Genomic DNA, 18,346 nt, shown 5'->3' with positions numbered 1-18,346 from the left:
CTCTAGGCGGATCGTTTGGTCATGGCTGCGACTTCGCTGCGCCGCCTGATGTTTCACCCCCCGTTGCCGCCCCGCTCGAGCCCTTCTGATCACCCTCGCTTTGCGTGCGCTCGCGCCGCGAACGATGCTCGCCATCCTTCGCCTGGCCATCTTTGGCCTGACCGTCCTTGGATTGGCCGTCCTTGGTTTGGCCGTTCTTCGCATCCGGGCTGCGGCTGCGCTTGCGCGGCGCAAGATCGGCGGTCGGCGCGGCGTCGTCCTTGCCGATGATGACCTTCGATCCATCGGCGAGATTGGCAAATCCCGTCGTGACGACGCGGTCGGAAACCGCGATCCCCTTGCCGATGACGGCGTCATGCTCGTTCTGCTGGACGACGGTTACCGGCCTCGCGCTGACGACATTGTCCTCGCCGATGACATAGCTGAATGTTCCGGCAGGCCCGCGCTGCACGGCCGAGGTCGGCACCACGATCGCCTTCGGCAGCGTCTCGACCTTCAGCCGCACATTGACGAATTGGCCGGGCCAGAGCTGGAAAATACCGTTGGGAAATTCCGCTTTCAGCTTCAGCGTGCCAGTGGTCGGATCGACCTGGTTGTCGATCCCGGTCAGTTTGCCGGTATCGATCACGGTCACGCCGTCATTGCCGAACACGTCGACCGCAAGCGTGCCCTGGGAGGCCGCGGCGTTCACCCGCACGATCTGCTGCTGCGGCAGGCTGAACCACACCGCGATCGGCTGCAACTGGGTGAGAACGACGAGGCCGGTGGTGTCGGAGGCGTGGATGATGTTGCCCTGGTCGACCTGGCGCAGGCCCGCGCGACCCGCGATCGGCGCGACGACCTTGGTGTAGCCCAGCGTCGCCGCCGCATTGTCGATCGCGGCCTGATCGGCCTTCACCAGCGCTTCCTGCTGCGCAATAACCGCCTTCTGGGTGTCGTATTGCTGCTTCGAACCGGCGTTGGTCTGGGCGAGCTGCTGGTAGCGGGCGAGGTCGATCCGCTGGTTGGCGAGCAGCGCCTCATCCTGCGCCTTCTTGGCGACGGCCTGATCGTACTGCGCCTGATAGATCGCGGGATCGATTTCGGCGAGCACGTCGTCCTTCTTGACGTCCTGTCCCTCGACAAAGTTCACCTTGATCAGTTTGCCGTCGACCTGCGAGCGAACGGTAACGGTATTCAGCGCGCGCACCGAGCCGACGCCGTCAAGATAGACCGGCATGTCCTGCACGCGCGGCATCGCCGCCAGCACCGGCACCGGCAGGTCCGGCCGGGCGTTGGCGTTGTGGCCGCCGCCCTTCTGCTGCAAGGCCAGCCAGCCGATATAGCCAAGGCCGCCGAGGATCACGACGGCAATGGCGAGCGACACCATCCGCTTGAGCAGGCGCGACAACAAGCCCGGCTTCTTCACCTCCGCAGCCTTCGCGTTGTCCTTTGCTTCCGGCTTAAAGAGCATTGACCGGTCTCTCCACCTTTGGCTCCCAGCCGCCACCCAGCGCCTGATACAGGCTGATGATCGCCTGCAGCCGGGCCAGTTGCGCCTGCCACAGCGCGTCTTCGGCCTGGAATAGAGTCTGTTGAGTTTGTAGCACAGTTACGATGTCAGCAGTTCCGGCCCGCAACTGCTGCTCCGCCAATTGGAATGCCCGCTGTGATGACGACACGACGTCACGTTGCAGCCTCAGCCTGATCGTGGTCTGGCGTATCGCCACCAGCGCGTTGTCGACGTCGGCGAAGGATTGCACCACCGTCTTGCGATAGGTTTGCAGCAGTTCATCCTGCTGTGCCTTTGTTAACTCGAAATTGCCGAGGATCCGCCCGCCGTCGAAGATCGGCTGCGTCGCGCTGCCGACCAGGCTGAAGAACGCCGCGTGCGGCTGGAACAGCGCCGATAGCGCCGAACTCTGGTAGCCGCCCTGCCCGGTCAACTGGATGCTCGGAAAGAACTGCGCGCGGGCGCTGCCGACATTGGCTGTGGCAGCGGCGAGCTGCGCCTCCTGTCGCCTGATGTCGGGACGCTGCGTCAGCACTTCCGACGGCAGGCCCGGCGTTACCCGGGGAATGGCAATGTTGTTGAGCGAGCCGCCGGTGATGCGCACGCTCTCGGGCGGCCGCGACACCAGAGTCGCCAGCGCATTGATATTCTGGTCGAGGGTCTGCCGGAGCGGCGGCACCAGCGCGCGCTGGTTGGCCACCAGGCTCTCCTGCTGCGCGACGTCGAGATCGGTGCTGGTACCGGCATTGAAGCGATCCTTGATCGCGTTGAGGACACGCTCGGCGCTGGCAATGTTGCGCTGGGCGGTGCGAATCCGATCCTGCGACGTCAGCACCTGGAAATAGGCATTGGCGACGGCGGCCAGCGTGGTCAGCGCCACCACCTCGCGATCAAAGCGGCTGGCGACCGCAGTCTCTTCCGCCGCCTGCGCGGCATCGCGGTTCTGGCCCCAGAAATCGAGCTGATAGCTCGCCGCAAGCGAGGCATTGTAGTTGACCACTTCGCGCCCACCGATGCTCAAGCCGCTCGCGCTCGAGCCGGAGGTACGTGAATAAGTCTCGGATCCAGTGCCGGCGAGCGTCGGCAGCAAAGCCGCACCGGTGATGCGCGCCTGCGCGTCCGCTTGCTGGAAACGCGCCACTGCCGCCGCAATGTCCAGATTGACCCGCTGGGCTTCTTCCATCAGCGTCGTCAGCTCCGTCGAGCGAAAGCCGCGCCACCAGTCGAGCGTCGGCGTCGCGTCGGAGGCCTTTGCCTGCCGTGCCGCCTTGTAGCCGCCGGGAATATCGAGCCCGGGGTCGGGAAGGTCCGTGGTCAGGATGCAGCCGGCCGAACTCGCGGCGACCACAAAACCCGCAAGCATGCGCAAGGCACCCCGCAGGCCGGGCGCAGGCGCGCGCAGCCGTTCGCCGACAACAGCCCGCCGGATGCGCTGGGTCACCTCCGTCCTCCTCCGCGCGCCGAATCAAGTCGCGATGAGTTCGCAACGCGCTGGGGGATGGTCTGTAGAACCTGCACGGACTGATGCATCCAATGGAACCGACCCCCGATACTACTCCGGCTGCATGGCAAGCGGACAGTCCCACCGACCCGGTGGGAGACTGTGGCCAACGCAAGCAGGGAACCGTCGGAACGCCAAGTTATGCTTATTTTACGGCCTTTACTTCAATTCCGTCAGCACCGGAAGCCGCCCGAATCTTACAAAGATTTCATGGGGATTTCCGAGCCCCTGTTGCCACAAATCCCCAATGCGCCGACGCTCCATTTCGCGGGCCGCGAGTCGCGAGGCAGATTACCGCAGGCCAGGCTTTCGATTCGGGCCCGCTCGCACCGCGGCGCAAGGGCCTTTCCCTTTTGCCGCCCCCGCACTAGGGTCGGCCGGGAGCGAAATAACCGGCAAAGAATACCCCCGACATGACCATCAACAACGACGTCGTCGAAGCCATCGGCAATACGCCGCTGATCAAGTTGAAGCGCGCCTCCGAGCTGACCGGATGCACCATCCTGGGCAAGGCCGAGTTCATGAATCCCGGCCAGTCGGTCAAGGACCGCGCTGGCAAATGGATGATCCTGGAGGCGGAGAAACGCGGCGCGCTCAAACCGGGCGGGCTGGTGGTGGAATCGACCGCCGGCAATACCGGCATCGGGCTTGCGGTGGTCGCCAGCGCCCGTGGCTATCGGACCCTGATCGTGATTCCGGATACCCAGAGCCAGGAAAAGAAGGACATGCTGCGGCTGTGCGGTGCCGAACTGGTCGAGGTGCCGGTATTGCCCTATGCCAATCCGAACAACTATCAACATGTCGGAAGGCGGCTCGCCGACCAACTCCGCAAGACTGAACCGAACGGCGTGTTGTTCGCCGACCAGTGGAACAACCTCGATAACGCCAAGGCGCACTATGAGTCGACCGGACCGGAGATCTGGCAGCAGACCGGCGGCAAGGTCGACGGCTTCATCTGCTCGGTCGGCACCGGCGGCACGCTCGCCGGCATCAGCCGCTACCTGAAGGAAAAGAACAACGGTATCGTCGTCGCCTGCGCCGATCCGCAGGGCTTTGCGATGTACGAACTGTTCAAGCATGGCGAGGCCAAGTCGACGCCGGGCAATTCGATCACCGAGGGCATCGGCCTTGGCCGCGTCACGTCCATCATCGAGACCGCCAAGGTCGACGACGCCTTCCTGATTTCGGACGAGGAAGCGGTCACCGTGATCTACGAACTCCTGGAGCACGAGGGCCTCTGCCTCGGCGGCTCGACCGGCATCAACATCGCCGGCGCGATCCACCTGGCAAAGCAGCTCGGCCCCGGCAAGACGATCGTGACGATCCTCGCCGACTCCGGCAACCGCTATCAGTCCAAGCTGTTCAATCCGGATTTCATGCGCTCGAAGAACCTGCCGGTGCCGGCGTGGCTGGAGAAGCGCACCAAGATCGACTTGCCGTTTGTTTAGGACGCGAATGGCGAATAGCGAATGGAATGCCCTATTCGCTACTCGCCATTCGCTCATCTCAAGATCTGACTGAGGAACAGCTTCGTCCGCGCGTGCTGCGGGTGGGCGAAGAATTCCTTCGGCGTGTTCGACTCGATGATCTGGCCGGCGTCCATGAAGATGACACGGTCGGCGACCTCGCGGGCAAAGCCCATTTCATGGGTGACGACCGCCATGGTCATGCCCTCCTTGGCGAGGTCGACCATGGTGTCCAGGACCTCCTTCACCATTTCCGGATCGAGCGCCGAGGTCGGCTCGTCGAACAGCATGACCTTGGGATTCATGGTGAGCGCGCGTGCGATCGCGACGCGTTGCTGCTGGCCACCGGACATCTGGCCCGGATATTTGCTCGCCTGATGCGGGATTTTCACCCGCTCCAGGAACTTCATCGCGGCGGCTTCGGCATCCTTCTTCGGGATGTTTCGCACCCAGATCGGCGCCAGCGTGCAATTTTCGAGCACGGTCAGATGCGGGAACAGATTGAAGCTCTGGAACACCATGCCGACCTCGCGCCGGACCTCGTCGACGCGCCGCAGGTTCGGACCAAGCTCGATGCCGTCGACGATGATCTCGCCTTCCTGAAACTCCTCCAGCGCGTTGATGCAGCGGATCAGCGTCGACTTGCCGGAGCCCGAAGGGCCGCAGATCACGATGCGCTCGCCCCGGCCGACCTCGAGATTGATGTCGCGCAGCACGTGGAACTCGCCGTACCACTTGTTGAGGGCTTTGATGCTGACGATCGGATTCGAACTCATGGCGTATGCACTCAGTTGCGCCGGTGCGCGTTCAGCCTGTTCTCGACGAACAGAGAATAGCGCGACATGCCGAAACAGAAGACGAAATAGATCAGCCCGGTAAAGGCAAAGCCAGTGAAAGCCGTGGTCGGCGTCGCCCAGGTGGGATCGCTGAAGGAGGCCCGCAACTGGCCGAGCAGGTCGAACAGCGCGACGATCGACACCAGCGAGGTGTCCTTGAACAGCGCGATGAAGCTGTTGACAAGGCCAGGAATGACGTGGCGCAGCGCCTGCGGCAGGATGATCAGTGCTGTCATCTTCCACCAGGACAGGCCGAGCGCACTCGCCGCCTCCCCCTGCCCGCGCGGGATCGCCTGCAAGCCGCCCCTGATGACCTCGGCCTGATAGGCGCCGGCGAACAGCGCGATGCCGATCAGCGCGCGCACCAGACCATCGATGGTGAAACCGGCCGGCACGAACAGCGGCAGCATGTAGGTCGCAAAGAACAGCACCGTGATCAGCGGCACACCGCGCCAGAACTCGATGAAGGCGATCGAGAAGATGCGGATCAGAGGTATGGTCGAGCGCCGGCCGAGCGCCAACGCAATGCCGACCGGCATCGAAGTGACGATGCCTGTCACCGAGACGACCAGGGTCACCAGCAAGCCGCCCCATAGCCGGGTGTCGACCAAGGGGAAGCCGCCGCGGTCAAGCTTCATGACCGATATCACCAGGCCAATGCCGGCAAAGGTCGCGAGACTGACGACCAGCGGCCGCCAGCCGGTGCGGAAGCCGCCGCCGAGGAAGAACAGCAGCAGCGAGACGACCACGGCGGTGATTGCAAAATCGATCCAGACCGGCTGACCGGTGCTCTGTAGTTGCTCGCGCAGCCATTGCAGGGGCAACAGTACCCACGAGATCGCCGTGCTGATCAGGACGATCAGCTTTCCGAGCACCCAGAGCAGCGGCCCGATCACGGCGGTGGCCTCGCCCGCTGCGGCGAGCTTGCGCCCGCCATCGCCGATGCTGTCGTTGAACCCCGATAACAGCGACGTGATCCAGCTCACGGCAAAACCATCGAGCCCGCCGCCACGCAGCAGGAAGAAGGCCACCACCGGGAAGGCCAGGAAGAACAGGCCGGCATTGATGCCCTTGGCCGGAAGCCGGGGAATCAGCAGCGGCAGCAGCAGCACAGCCGCCAGGAAGAAGGTCAGGTTGACCCGCCAGCGCTCCGGCTCCGGATAGAATCCATAGATGAACTGGCTGAGCTTGGCCTGGACGAACGGCCAGCATGCGCCGACCGGATGCCCGGCATTCTCGGCCAGGCATGCGGCGCGATCCTTGCCGGTCCAGACCGCGTCAACCAGCAGGAATCTGACCGTGGGAACGAGCACGAACCACAGCAGGAGCACGCTGACGATCGTGATCAGGATGTTGGTCGGCGAATTGAGCAGCCGCGTGCGCAGGAATCCCACGAGACCCGTGGTCTTCACCGGCGCCGGCCGCTGCGGAACCAGCTCCTCGCGGACGAAAGTTGAAGCGGCGATATCGCTCATCAGCCCATGCTCCGACTGATCCGCCATCCGTAGAAGTTCATGATCGCGCTCGTCACCAGCGAGATCAGGAGATAGACGCCCATGGTGATTCCGATGATCTCGATCGCCTGGCCGGTCTGGCTCAGCGTCGTTCCGGCGAACACCGACACGAGGTCGGGATAGCCGATAGCGACCGCGAGCGAGGAGTTCTTGGTGAGGTTGAGATACTGGTTGGTGAGCGGCGGCAGGATCACGCGCATCGCCTGCGGGATCACGATCAGCCGCAGCACATCACCGCGGTGCAGCCCGAGCGAGGAGCCGGCCTCCATCTGTCCCTTGTGCACGGACAGGATGCCAGCGCGCACGATCTCGGCGATGAAGGCGGCGGTGTAGGTCGACAGCGCAACCGTCAGCGCCACGAACTCCGGAATGAGGCGCGAGCCGCCGGCGAAATTGAAGCCCCTTAGCACCGGCATCTCGAAGCTCACCGGCGGACCGAAGATCAGCGCCGTCACCAGCGGCAGGCCGATCAGGAGCCCGAGCAGGTAGGGCCAGATCGTGATCATCCTGCCGTATTGATAGAGCTGCCGCCGCGCGTAACGCCAAAGCACCAGCGCGGCCACAATTGCAATCAAGACTGCGACGACAAACGGCTCGAAGCCGGGATCGCCGATCGGTCTCGGAACCACCAGGCCGCGGTTGTTGAGGAAGAACATCCCGAACACCGAGATGCTCTGCCGCGGACTGGGCAATGCCGCGAGCACCGCGAGATACCAGAACAGGATCTGGAACAGCACCGGCAGGTTGCGCACCAGTTCGACATAGCCGCCGGAAATCCGCGACAATAGCCAATTCGGCGACAGCCGCCCGAGCGCGACGATGAAGCCGATCACGGTGGCGAAGAAGATGCCGATCACCGACACCAGCAGCGTATTCAGCAGGCCCACGAAGAAGACACGGGTATAGGTGTCCGAACCCGTATACGGGATCAGGTTCTGGCTGACGTCGAAGCCGGCGGTGTTCTGGAGGAAGCCAAAGCCTGCGGTGATCCGCTGCGCCTGCAGGTTGGCGCGGGCATTGGCTACGATCTCATAGGCAATCCAGGCGAGCACGGCGACGAACAGGAGCTGGAGGACGAAGCCTCCCCACCCTGCGCGGCCGCCGAGCGTACGTTGCAGCTTGATTACAAGCTGCGACGGTGGTTTCCGGGGCTCGATGGCCATCGCCGCACGCCTGTCGGATCAGCGAATCGGCGGCGCGTACTGGATACCGCCCTTATTCCAGAGATTGTTGAGACCACGGGCGATGCCGAGCTTCGAGCCTGCGCCGACATTGCGATCGAACGCCTCGCCGTAATTGCCGACCGACTTCACGATCCGTGAGAACCAGTCCTTGGTCAGGCCGAGCTGCTCGCCGAGATTGCCGTCGGTGCCGAAGGCGCGCTTCAGCTCCGGCTTGTCGGATTTCGCCATCTCGTCGACATTCTTCTGGGTGACGCCGAGTTCCTCGGCATCGACCATCGCAAACAGCGTCCATTTCACGATGTCGAACCATTGGTCGTCGCCATGGCGGACCATCGGGCCGAGCGGCTCCTTGGAGATCACCTCGGGCAGCACGACGTGGTCGGCGGGATTGGCGAGCTTCAGGCGCTCGGCATAAAGCTGGGAAACGTCGGAGGTGAAGACGTCGCAGCGGCCGGATTCATAGGCCTTCACCGTCTCGTCGGCGGAGGCGAACGCGATCACCTCATACTTCATGTTGTTGCCCTTGAAGTAGTCGGCGAGGTTCTGCTCCGTCGTGGTTCCGGTCTGCACGCAAACCGAGGCGCTGTTCAACTCCAGCGCGGAATTGACCTTCAGCGACTTCTTCACCAGGAAGCCCTGCCCGTCATAATAGGTCACGCCGGTGAAGTTGGCGCCGAGCGAGGTGTCGCGCGACAGCGTCCAGGTGGTGTTGCGCGACAGCACGTCGATCTCGCCGGACTGCAGCGCGGTGAAGCGGTCTTTCGCCGACAGCGGCACGAACTTGACCTTGGTGCCGTCGTTGAAGACCGCCGCCGCGATCGCGCGGCAGATGTCCACATCAAGCCCGGTCCAGTTCCCCTTGTCGTCCGGGGACGAGAATCCCGGCAGGCCCTGGCTGACCCCGCAGGACAGCATGCCCCGGTCCTTGATCGTCTTGAGGGTTTGCGCCGAAGCGCCCTGTGCCGACAAGCCGGTGGCAAGGGCAAGTGTGAGAACCAGCGATACGCGTTTCATGACGGGGCCTTTCAAGGGGTCGACCGGGAAGGTTTGCTTGCGGTCGCCTCAAACGTTAACGGACGGACCGATGATCCCCAGCGAATCGCCGATCTGGCCTGCATCTTGCGTGCCAATCAGCCAAGCATTGGGTCGCGGCAGGCCCCTCAACGTGCGGCGACTTGAAGTTGGGCGCATCACATAGTGACTGGCGAGCCGGGTCAAGGGGTTGACGTAGCTCTTCCCTGTCCTGTTATTAAAAACCCGGCCCGGGCCCGCTTCTTCCGAAGCGCCACGGCTGCTGCGGCAAAAAGTCTTGACGGCGAGCGCATGAGCTTTTCCAACGACGGACCGGTCCACCCACAACAGCCCGAGACCCGCCTGGTGACCGCGGGCCGGGACGCCGAGGCCCAGAAGGGCTTCGTCAATCCGCCAGTCGTCCACGGTTCCACCGTGCTCTATCCGACCGCGGACGACCTCCATGCCCATCGCGGTGAGTATCAGTATGGCCGCCACGGCACGCCGACGACGCGGGCGCTGCAGGACGTGCTGATGGCGCTCGAGGGGCCGCAATGCGCCGGCGTCGGGCTGACGCCATCGGGCCTCGCGGCGATCAGTACGGCACTATTATCGGTGCTCAAGGCGGGCGACCATCTGCTGGTCTGCGACAACGTCTACCGCCCCTCGCGCAATTTCTGCAACGGCCTACTGGCGCGCTACGGGGTGGAGACCACCTATTTCGATCCGCTGATCGGCGCCGGCATCGAAGCGCTGTTCAAGCCGAACACCCGCGCGGTGCTCACCGAAGCGCCGGGATCGCAATCCTTCGAGATGCCCGACATTCCTGCGATCGCTGCCGTCGCGCATGTGCGCGGCGCGCTTGTGATCGACGACAACACCTGGGCAACCCCGCTCTATCACCGCTCGCTCGGGCAAGGCGTCGACATCAGCATCCAGGCCGCGACCAAATATATCGGCGGCCACTCCGACATCATGTTCGGCACAATTTCGGCCAACGCCAAGGCGTGGCCGCTGCTCGCCGAGGGCATCCGCCTGCTTGGCGTATGCGCCGGGCCCGATGACGTCTATCTGGCGCTGCGCGGCGTCCGCACGCTGTCGGTTCGGCTGGCGCAGCACTACCGTTCCGGACTGGAGATGGCGCGCTGGCTGCAGACGCGTCCGGAGGTGGCGCGGGTGCTGCACCCCGCAATCGAGACCGATCCCGGCCATGCGATCTGGAAGCGCGATTTCACCGGCGCGTCCGGCCTGTTCAGCATCGTACTGAAGCCGGCCCCACAGAAAGCGGTCGACGCCCTGCTCGACACCGTCAAGCTGTTCGGCATGGGCTATTCCTGGGGCGGCTTCGAAAGCCTGGTCATCCCCTTCGACTGCGGCGACTATCGCACGGCCACCAAATGGGCGCCGGGCGGTCCGACGCTGCGGCTACATATCGGGCTCGAAAGCATCGACGACCTCAAGGCCGATCTCGATCGCGGCTTTGCTGCGCTCAAGGCGGCGATGTAAGCACACAACCACCGGTATTTTTCGGGCTTTCGGCGCGGCCGATAAACCGCGCGTTCACCATGACGAAGGACTCCAAATCCTCGTCAGGCAAATCAGCCCGCTCATCAAGTTCCCTTACACCTTTGCTGCCTTAGTCATGCGCCCGGGTTGGGCTGCCATCGCCCTGCGGCGTCGGCAGTCTGGGGTAAGCGTAAGCAGTCAAGCGTATGAAGACCGCACAAATCGTCGTCCTGGCCATCGCGCTTGGTGCTGGCGGCATCGCCGCCTATTTGGCCAGCCAGCCTGAGACCAAGCCTGGTCCGGCCGCGCCGGTCGCGCAGCAACTGCCGACCGTCGAAGTTCTGGTGGCGCAGTCCGATATCGGCCTCGGCCAAATGGTCAAGCAGGAGAACCTGCAATGGCAGGCCTGGCCAGCCGCGACCGCAAGCAACAATTTCATCCGCCGCAAGGACAGGCCAGATGCCATCAAGGACGTGATCGGCTCGATCGCGCGCACGCCGCTCATCGCCGGCGAGCCGGTCCGCGAGCAGAAGCTCGTCAAGGCGGACGGATCAGGTTTCATGGCTGCCATCCTGCCCTCGGGCAGCCGCGCAGTCTCGACGGAAATCTCGGCAGAGACCGCTGCCGGCGGCTTCATCCTGCCGAACGACCGCGTCGACGTCATCCTTACCAGGCGCGAAAAGAACCCGGACCACAACGGCGCCGATCTCGTCCGTTCGGAGATCATCCTGAACAATATCCGCGTGCTCGCCATCGACCAGGCGCCGAAGGAAAAGGACGGCGCCAATTCCCTGCTCGGCAAGACCGTCACGCTTGAACTGAAGCCTGAGCAGACGGAGACGCTGGCGCGGTCACGCCAATCCGGCGTGCTGTCGCTCGCGCTGCGCAGCATCGCCGACGTCAACGTCGCCGACAACGCCTCCCAAGACCAGCCCCTGAAGCGGGGCCAGAGCATCAACGTGGTTCGCTACGGCGTCCCAAGCTCGACAACGACACAGAAGTGAGAAGGACGCCTGCCATGAAATGCGGTCGAACCAAATTTGCGGTGCGGTCATCGCTGATCCGCATCGCGTCGCTTTCGGCCGTGGCCGCTCTGACGCTCGCGCCGGTCATCGCCGCCGATCCCGACACCGAGGGCGTACAACCGGTTGCCAGTTCGCCGGCGAAGACCCGCTTCTTGCCCCGCTTCCTGGCGCTCGGCGTCGGCAAATCCGTGATCGTCGACCTTCCGCGCGACGTGAAGGACGTCCTGGTCGCCGACCCCAAGATCGCCAACGCCGTCGTTCGCTCGGCGCAGCGTGCCTACATCATCGGCGCGGCGGTCGGGCAGACCAACGTCGTGTTCTTCGATGCCGACGGCCAGCAGGTCGCTTCCTATGACATCGCAGTGAAGCGCGACCTCAACGGCGTGCGCGCCGCACTGAAGCAGACGCTGCCGGGCGTCCAGATCGAAGGCGTCGGCGACGGCGTGATCCTGACCGGCTCGGTGTCGTCCCCGGTCGAGGCCCAACAGGCCGGCGACCTCGCCGCACGACTGGTGGGTGGCGCCGACAAGGTCGTCAACTCCATCACGGTCCGCGGCCGCGACCAGGTGATGCTGAAGGTCAATGTTTCGGAAGTGCGGCGCGACATCGTCAAGCAGATGGGCGTCGATCTGTCGGCCAACATGAACTACGGCACGGCGATCGTGAACTTCAACAACTCCAATCCGTTCACAGCCTTTGGCCGTCCGCTGGTGCCAGACAATGGCGGCACTGTCGCCGCGGTTGCCAAGGGCATCCCGACCGTCACCGCCACCTTGCGCGCGATGGAAAGCGCGGGCGTGGCGCGGACGCTGACCGAGCCCAACCTGACCGCGATTTCAGGGGAGTCCGCGACCTTCATCGCCGGCGGCGAATTCCCGATCCCCGCCGGCTATTCCTGCGATCCGGTCACGCATGTCTGTACGACCCAGATCCAGTACAAGAAGTTCGGCATCTCCCTCAACTTCACCCCGGTCGTCCTCACCGAAGGCCGCATCAGCCTGCGCGTGATGACGGAGGTGTCGGAGCTCTCCAGCGACAACGCGATCACGCTGAACCAGGCCGGCACGTCGCTCACCGTTCCTTCGATCACGACCCGCCGCGCCGAGACCACGCTGGAAATTCCCTCCGGCGGCTCGATGGCGATGGCCGGCCTGATCCAGCAGAAAACCAAGCAGGCCATCAACGGCATGCCCGGCGTCGACCAATTGCCGATCCTCGGCGCGCTCTTCAGGAGCCAGGACTTCGTCAACAACGAGACCGAGCTGATGGTGATGGTGACGCCCTATGTCGTCCGCGCCGTCGCCCAGAAGGAACTGTCGCGGCCCGATGACGGGTTCGCGCCAGCCGCAGATTCGCAATCCACGCTGCTCGCCCGCATCAACCGCATCTATGGCGTGGCGGCCCGCGCCGAGCCGGTCGGGGCCTATCCCGCCAATTTCGGCTTCATCATTGACTGACCTTGGGGGCGCGACGATGACGGGCAACGCACATCACCATCGCACATTGTACCGGCTGGGCGCCCTCGTCGGCCTGTCGGTCGCGCTTGCGGCCTGCCGCAGCGGCGGCGACGACCTCACGACCGCGACCGTTCCCAACGACTACCGTCTGCGGCATCCGATTGCCATTACCGAAGCCGACCGCGCGATGGTGGTCTTTGTCGGATACGGCCGGCCCGGCCTGACCGCCGCGCAGCGCGCCGACGTGATGGGACTGGCGCGAACCTGGACCCGCGAAGGCACCGGCGCGATCATCGCCGAGGTGCCGGTCGACACGCCGAACGCGCGGGCGGCCGGCGCGACCTATCAGGAAATCCGCTCGCTTCTCACGGCCGGCGGCGTTCCCGCGCGCGCCGTCACGTTGCGCAATTACCATCCCGACGATCCGCGCACGCTGGCGACGATCCGCCTGAGCTACCCGAAAATCACCGCGGTCGCTGGTCCCTGCGGGTTGTGGCCGGAGGATCTCGGCCCCTCGCTCGACGACTACGGCTACAACCAGAACAAGCCGTACTACAATCTGGGCTGCGCCACCCAGCGCAACCTGGCGGCGATGATCGACAATCCCGCGGACCTCGAACAACCCCGCGCCGAGACGCCGGCCTATTCGCCGCGGCGTGACGTGGCGTTCGAGAAGTACCGGAAGGGTGTTTCGACCACCACCACCTATCCCGAAGCCGACAAGGCCAAGCTCAGCGATACAGGCAAATGATCAGCCGCGCCCAACATCCTGATAACGAGACCGACGCCGCGCCGCATGCGAACGACTATATCGCCCCTGCCCCGCGCGTATCGGTGCAGGCATTCTGCGCGACGGTGGCGACCGCGACCACCGTGAAGGCCGCGAGCGAGGACCGACGCCTCGCCAAGGCGCATCTCTCGGTGCATATGGGCGGCATCGCTGCGGCGATCGACGCCTATCATACGGCGCCGACCCCGAATGTCATCGTGCTCGAGACAGAGAGCGGCAGCGATTTCCTCGTCGGGCTCGACGAACTCGCAGCCGTCTGCGATCCCGGCACCCGCGTCGTCGTGATCGGCAGGGCCGACGACAAGGCGCCGTATCGCGAACTGGTGCGCCGCGGCGTCAACGACTATGTGGTCGGCCCCGTCGAGGTGCTCGACGTGGTGCGCTCGATCTGCGGCCTGTTCTCGGCGTCCGAGGCGATCACTGTCGGCAGGATGATCGCGGTGTGCGGCGCCAAGGGCGGCGTCGGCGCGTCCACGGTCGCGCACAACATCGCCTGGGCGATCGCGCGCGACGTCGGGCTTGACTCGGTCGTGATCGATCTCGACCTCGCATTCGGCACGGCCAGCCTCGATTACAACCAGGACCCGGTGCAGGGCATCGCCAACGCGGTGTTCCAGCCCGAGCGTCCGGACAGCGCGCTGATGGAGCGCCTGCTTGCCAAATGCACCGACCATCTCAGCCTGCTGGCCGCGCCGGTGACGCTGGAGCAGGTCTATGACTTCGGCGCCGACGCGTTCGATGCGATCTTCGACACGCTGCGCATGACGACGCCCTGCCTCGTGCTCGACGTGCCCCACCAATGGACCGCCTGGACGCGCCGCGCCCTGATCGGCGCCGACGACATCCTGATCGTCGCCGAGCCAGATCTCGCCAACATGCGCAACACCAAGAACATGATGAACACGCTGAAGGCGGCGCGGCCCAACGACCGCCCCCCGCTCTACTGCCTCAACCAGGTCGGCATGACCAAGCGCCCGGAGATCGAGGTGCGCGCCTTCGCCAAGACCATCGACAGCCAGCCGATCGCAACGATTCCCTTCGATTCGAAGCTGTTCGGCACCGCCGCCAACAACGGCCAGATGATCGCGGAGATCGCCGCCAGCCATCGTGTCACCAAGACGTTCCTGCAGATCGCGCAACGGATGACCGGCCGCGCCGACACAAGGCCGCAGCGCAATTCGCTGTTGTCGCCGATCATCAAGACATTGCGCGCGGTCGGCGCCCGCTCGAAATCAGCTTAGGCATCGCGTCAATCGGAGCCGCCAGCCACCGCCACCGGAATATTCCCACCGCGCTGCGGCCCCTCCTTGCGGGCCAGCACACGCTTCAATGCGGCGACATTGGCTGCGGCTTCCTCCGGCGGCAAATCGGCCTTCACGATGCTCTCCGCCTCGCCGAGGCGGCCTTGCAGCCCGATCGCGAGCGCCAAATTGGCCTTGATGCGCTGATCGTTCGGCGCCCGGCTGCGCGCCCTCCGCAGCGTTTCTTCGGCCAGCGGCAATTCCTTCGACAGCACGTAGGACAGCCCGAGATTGGACAGTACCGACGGCTCATCGGGTGCAATCTTGAGCGCGCTCGCATAGTATTGCCGCGCCTCGTCATGACGGTCGAGCTGATCGAGAGCCGCTCCCTGCGCGGACAGGATCCGCCAATCCGGATCGTCCGGGCTGTGGGCGCGGCCGAGCACGTCGAAGGCCTGCTGGAAATTACCGTTGTCGGTGAGCGCGCGCCCATAGCCGGCGAGCAGCGCCTTGTTGTTCGGCTGGCCCATCGAGGCCTGCTCGAGGATCGCGACCGCCTGCGCGCGCTGCCCGGTGGCGCGCAGCGCCTTGGCGTATTGTAACGCTGCGGCGGCATCCTTCGGATTGGCCTTGAAGCGCTCTTGATAGGTCTCGAGCTCGCGCCGCGGGTCAGCGGTTGGCCGGCTCGCCTCGGCCGTGTCGCCGAGCGATCCCGTGATGTCGGAAAGGCTGGAGGTCTGGCAGCCGCTAAGCGCAAGCACAAGGGCCGCCGATGCTGCCGCGCCGGCGAGAAGCCTTGCGGCGGGAGATCGGTGAAGCAACTTCTGGGACATGTATCCTGACCACGGTCGGCGACTTGCCCGGAATGCTTCGCAGCTTAACCCTAAATCCGGGTTAAGGACGCGCGCGACTTAGGATGTTCGAAGCGATATCGAACCATCTTCGCGCCCTGCTGCTACCGACGACACGCATCGCCGACAGCGGCACAACTTGCAGTCTAGTCGACGAACTGTGCGCCGAACTCGCAGCCGATTCGCCAGGCGAGGCGGCATTGGCGCGGGCTGCCGTTCGACAGTATGATGGTAAATTCAGGGGGGATTTCCGGATATTCGGCGATCACCTTGACGCCGCCGTCAGAGATGTCCGTGATCATGCAGTCCCGCGGCAAGGTGCCGGTACCGAACTGGATCTTGGCGAGACTCCTGCACAGACGACGCTCGCTCTTACGTCGATTGACGAACATATCGACCCCCGGCCCCAAGTTCATTGATTAGCCCGCTTCTGCATCTGCTGTAGCGAGAAATCGTTGGAATCTAGCTAGCGGGACTGCTCGCAGTTGAACTGAACCCTTCAGCATCCGTTTACTCGCTCTGCGCGCTTTTTCCTCGAAATGACGCAATGTCGGGCGAACAGCGTCCACAACGCCGGTGAATTCCTACCTCTGTTCTCGGGAACAAACCGGTTGATCCGCCGTCGTTTGGCGATAGCCTGACCCTTTGTCCGGACTCCCGGGAAGCTAACGAGCATGGGAAGCATGGTACTCCTCGATCTGATGGGCGGCGTGGCATTGCTGCTGTGGGGCCTGCATATGGTCCACAGCGGGATTCTGCGCGCGTTCGGGCCAGATCTGCGCATCCTGCTGGCAAAAGCGCTGAAGAACCGATTCACTGCTTTCGCCGCGGGCCTCGGCCTGACCGCCCTGCTCCAGAGCTCGACCGCCACGGCCCTGATCACAAGTTCGTTTGCTTCCGACGGGCTCGTCAGCCTGGTTCCGGCGCTGGCGATCATGCTGGGTGCCAATGTCGGCACTACGCTGATCGTGCAGGTCCTGTCGTTCAACATCGCCGCGATCGCCCCGCTCCTTTTCATCATCGGGCTCGTCGCCTTCCGCAGCGGACCGCGCTCGCGCATCAAGGATATCGGGCGCGTCTCGATCGGGCTCGGGCTGATGCTGCTGTCGCTGCACATCCTGCTCGACACGCTGGCGCCGGCGGAGAATGCGCCCGGCGTGCGCGTCGTCATGAATGCGATCACCGGCGATCCCGTGCTCTGCATCTTCATCGGCGCCGTCGTCACCTGGCTCGTGCATTCCAGCGTCGCCAGCGTGCTCCTGGTGATGTCCCTCGCCTACTCGCAATTCATCACGCCTTATGCGGCGTTCGCGCTGGTGCTCGGCGCCAATCTGGGCAGCGCGATCAATCCGCTGTTCGAAGGCGCGCGACGCGACGATCCGGCGAGCTACCGGTTGCCGCTCGGCAATCTCTTCAATCGCGTCGTCGGCATCCTCCTGGTCGCGCCGTTCCTTGGCCCGATCGCCACGCATCTGCATGCCTTCCAGCCCGATCTTGCCAAGGCGACCGCGCTGTTCCACATCGCTTTCAACGTCGCGACAGCGGTCCTCTTCATCGGCGTGCTCGACAGTCTGGCACGGCTGCTCAAGATGCTGCTGCCCCGGCGCGTCCGCGATGCCGATCCGGCCCAGCCGCGCCATCTCGACGAGAGCGCGCTCGAGACGCCGTCGCTCGCGCTCGCCGACGCGGCGCGCGAGGCGCTGCGCATGGGCGACATCGTCGAGGAGATGCTGCGCAAGGTGATGGCGGCGATGATGACGGATGACCGCGTGCTGGTCGACCAGGTGTCGCGGATGGATAACAGCGTCGACAGCCTTGACGAGGCGATCAAGCTCTATGTCACGAAACTCACCCGCGGCAGTCTCGACGAACGCGAAGGCCAGCGCGCGATGGAGATCATCTCGTTTGCGATCAACCTCGAACATATCGGCGACATCATCGACAAGAATCTGAGCGAGCTCGCCACCAAGAAGATCAAGCGCCGCCTGCAGTTCTCGCCTGAAGGCACCGAGGAGTTGCAGGCCTTCCACAAGCGCACGCTGGACTCGCTCCGGATCGCGTTCGGCGTGTTCATGTCGGGTGACGTCAACGAGGCGCACAAGCTGGTTGCGGAAAAATCCGCGCTGCGCAACGCCGAGTTCGCCGCTACCGAGCGGCATCTCGAACGCCTGCGTGAAGGCCGTCCCGAAACCATCGAGACGACGTCGCTGCATCTCGACGTGCTGCGCGACCTCCGCCGCATCCATTCGCACATCTGCTCCGTTGCCTACACCGCACTCGTCTCGGCCGGCGAACTCGCCGCCGACCGCAGCACCGAACACGATGTGGCCACGTTGCCCGGGACTGTGGCGCAACCGACGCCACGATAGTCGATCGCTGCGTCAAGCCCTACGCCGCTCACTATCACTCCGACGTCGTCCTGCGAAAGCAGGACCCATAACAACAGGGAGGTGTTGTGGCGCGAGCAAGCGG

15 protein-coding genes are annotated in these 18,346 nt (G+C 64.4%); 7 read left to right on the top strand and 8 right to left on the bottom strand.

Going from position 1 to position 18,346, the window contains the following annotated elements:
- Positions 1-19: 19 nt before the first annotated feature.
- Positions 20-1,453 (bottom strand): efflux RND transporter periplasmic adaptor subunit, encoded by a 1,434-nt coding sequence (locus K288_RS0103490; RefSeq protein WP_027578323.1) that lies wholly within the window; start codon positions 1,451-1,453, stop codon positions 20-22.
- Entirely contained in the window at positions 1,443-2,855 is a 1,413-nt protein-coding gene (locus K288_RS0103485) for an efflux transporter outer membrane subunit (protein WP_043159295.1), read from the bottom strand. The genes K288_RS0103490 and K288_RS0103485 overlap by 11 nt, the downstream gene beginning before the upstream one ends.
- Before the next feature lie 551 nt (positions 2,856-3,406).
- Between K288_RS0103485 and K288_RS0103480 the strand changes: the two genes are divergently transcribed.
- Entirely contained in the window at positions 3,407-4,441 is a 1,035-nt protein-coding gene (locus K288_RS0103480) for a cysteine synthase A (RefSeq protein WP_027578321.1), read from the top strand.
- 53 nt (positions 4,442-4,494) lie between these two features.
- Here K288_RS0103480 and K288_RS0103475 read toward each other — a convergent pair whose 3' ends face one another.
- From K288_RS0103475 to K288_RS0103460, 4 genes are read right to left on the bottom strand one after another with little or no spacing between them, the layout of a single operon-like run.
- The gene (locus tag K288_RS0103475; protein WP_027578320.1) at positions 4,495-5,235 is read right to left on the bottom strand and encodes an amino acid ABC transporter ATP-binding protein; all 741 of its coding nucleotides are present in this window, start codon (positions 5,233-5,235) and stop codon (positions 4,495-4,497) included.
- A gap of 11 nt (positions 5,236-5,246) precedes the next feature.
- Positions 5,247-6,770: an amino acid ABC transporter permease gene (locus K288_RS0103470; protein WP_027578319.1), complete on the bottom strand. Its 1,524-nt coding sequence runs from the start codon at positions 6,768-6,770 to the stop codon at positions 5,247-5,249.
- A complete protein-coding gene (locus K288_RS0103465) occupies positions 6,770-7,972 on the bottom strand; it encodes an ABC transporter permease subunit (RefSeq protein ID WP_027578318.1) in 1,203 nt (400 codons plus the stop codon). The genes K288_RS0103470 and K288_RS0103465 overlap by 1 nt, the downstream gene beginning before the upstream one ends.
- Before the next feature lie 18 nt (positions 7,973-7,990).
- Complete coding sequence (locus K288_RS0103460) at positions 7,991-9,007, bottom strand: amino acid ABC transporter substrate-binding protein (protein ID WP_027578317.1); 1,017 nt, start codon at positions 9,005-9,007, stop codon at positions 7,991-7,993.
- Positions 9,008-9,316: 309 nt separating this feature from the next.
- Between K288_RS0103460 and metC the strand changes: the two genes are divergently transcribed.
- The 5 genes from metC to K288_RS0103435 all read left to right on the top strand — a co-directional run bounded on the left by metC (position 9,317) and on the right by K288_RS0103435 (position 15,023).
- A complete protein-coding gene (gene metC / locus K288_RS0103455; RefSeq protein WP_027578316.1) occupies positions 9,317-10,510 on the top strand; it encodes a cystathionine beta-lyase in 1,194 nt (397 codons plus the stop codon).
- Between the two features lie 206 nt (positions 10,511-10,716).
- A complete protein-coding gene (gene cpaB / locus K288_RS0103450) occupies positions 10,717-11,514 on the top strand; it encodes a Flp pilus assembly protein CpaB (RefSeq protein WP_027578315.1) in 798 nt (265 codons plus the stop codon).
- Positions 11,515-11,528: 14 nt separating this feature from the next.
- Positions 11,529-12,992, top strand: a complete 1,464-nt coding sequence (locus K288_RS0103445; RefSeq protein ID WP_027578314.1) for a type II and III secretion system protein family protein — start codon at positions 11,529-11,531, stop codon at positions 12,990-12,992.
- A gap of 16 nt (positions 12,993-13,008) precedes the next feature.
- A complete protein-coding gene (locus tag K288_RS0103440) occupies positions 13,009-13,743 on the top strand; it encodes a CpaD family pilus assembly protein (RefSeq protein WP_043159270.1) in 735 nt (244 codons plus the stop codon).
- The gene (locus tag K288_RS0103435) at positions 13,740-15,023 is read left to right on the top strand and encodes an AAA family ATPase (RefSeq protein ID WP_027578312.1); all 1,284 of its coding nucleotides are present in this window, start codon (positions 13,740-13,742) and stop codon (positions 15,021-15,023) included. Before K288_RS0103440 ends, K288_RS0103435 begins: the two co-directional genes overlap by 4 nt.
- Positions 15,024-15,031: 8 nt before the next feature.
- Here K288_RS0103435 and K288_RS44515 read toward each other — a convergent pair whose 3' ends face one another.
- On the bottom strand, positions 15,032-15,856 hold the full coding sequence (locus K288_RS44515; RefSeq protein ID WP_051334328.1) for a tetratricopeptide repeat protein: 825 nt from the start codon (positions 15,854-15,856) through the stop codon (positions 15,032-15,034).
- A 164-nt stretch (positions 15,857-16,020) separates the two neighbouring features.
- Positions 16,021-16,266 carry a PilZ domain-containing protein gene (locus K288_RS0103425; RefSeq protein ID WP_027578311.1) on the bottom strand — a complete coding sequence of 82 codons (246 nt, stop codon included), beginning with the start codon at positions 16,264-16,266 and terminating at the stop codon, positions 16,021-16,023.
- Positions 16,267-16,548: 282 nt separating this feature from the next.
- Here K288_RS0103425 and K288_RS0103420 point away from each other — a divergent pair, with 282 nt between their 5' ends.
- A complete protein-coding gene (locus K288_RS0103420) occupies positions 16,549-18,243 on the top strand; it encodes a Na/Pi cotransporter family protein (RefSeq protein ID WP_027578310.1) in 1,695 nt (564 codons plus the stop codon).
- Positions 18,244-18,346: the final 103 nt, after the last annotated feature.

This window comes from Bradyrhizobium sp. Ai1a-2, from assembly GCF_000426245.1.
Lineage (GTDB): Bacteria > Pseudomonadota > Alphaproteobacteria > Rhizobiales > Xanthobacteraceae > Bradyrhizobium.
The sequence above is the reverse complement of the archived record's forward strand: the minus strand, read 5'-3'. Positions and strand labels throughout refer to the sequence as shown.

Bases quoted from the DNA above. Each gene is read 5' to 3' on its own strand.
- K288_RS0103445 (WP_027578314.1), top strand. From the start codon at position 11,529: ATGAAATGCGGTCGAACCAAATTTGCGGTGCGGTCATCGCTGATCCGC.
- K288_RS0103460 (WP_027578317.1), bottom strand. From the start codon at position 9,007: ATGAAACGCGTATCGCTGGTTCTCACACTTGCCCTTGCCACCGGCTTG.
- K288_RS0103480 (WP_027578321.1), top strand. From the start codon at position 3,407: ATGACCATCAACAACGACGTCGTCGAAGCCATCGGCAATACGCCGCTG.
- cpaB (WP_027578315.1), top strand. From the start codon at position 10,717: ATGAAGACCGCACAAATCGTCGTCCTGGCCATCGCGCTTGGTGCTGGC.
- K288_RS0103425 (WP_027578311.1), bottom strand. From the start codon at position 16,266: ATGTTCGTCAATCGACGTAAGAGCGAGCGTCGTCTGTGCAGGAGTCTC.
- metC (WP_027578316.1), top strand. From the start codon at position 9,317: ATGAGCTTTTCCAACGACGGACCGGTCCACCCACAACAGCCCGAGACC.
- K288_RS0103475 (WP_027578320.1), bottom strand. From the start codon at position 5,235: ATGAGTTCGAATCCGATCGTCAGCATCAAAGCCCTCAACAAGTGGTAC.
- K288_RS0103440 (WP_043159270.1), top strand. From the start codon at position 13,009: ATGACGGGCAACGCACATCACCATCGCACATTGTACCGGCTGGGCGCC.
- K288_RS0103490 (WP_027578323.1), bottom strand. From the start codon at position 1,453: ATGCTCTTTAAGCCGGAAGCAAAGGACAACGCGAAGGCTGCGGAGGTG.
- K288_RS0103470 (WP_027578319.1), bottom strand. From the start codon at position 6,770: ATGAGCGATATCGCCGCTTCAACTTTCGTCCGCGAGGAGCTGGTTCCG.
- K288_RS0103465 (WP_027578318.1), bottom strand. From the start codon at position 7,972: ATGGCCATCGAGCCCCGGAAACCACCGTCGCAGCTTGTAATCAAGCTG.
- K288_RS0103435 (WP_027578312.1), top strand. From the start codon at position 13,740: ATGATCAGCCGCGCCCAACATCCTGATAACGAGACCGACGCCGCGCCG.
- K288_RS0103420 (WP_027578310.1), top strand. From the start codon at position 16,549: ATGGGAAGCATGGTACTCCTCGATCTGATGGGCGGCGTGGCATTGCTG.
- K288_RS0103485 (WP_043159295.1), bottom strand. From the start codon at position 2,855: ATGCTTGCGGGTTTTGTGGTCGCCGCGAGTTCGGCCGGCTGCATCCTG.
- K288_RS44515 (WP_051334328.1), bottom strand. From the start codon at position 15,856: ATGTCCCAGAAGTTGCTTCACCGATCTCCCGCCGCAAGGCTTCTCGCC.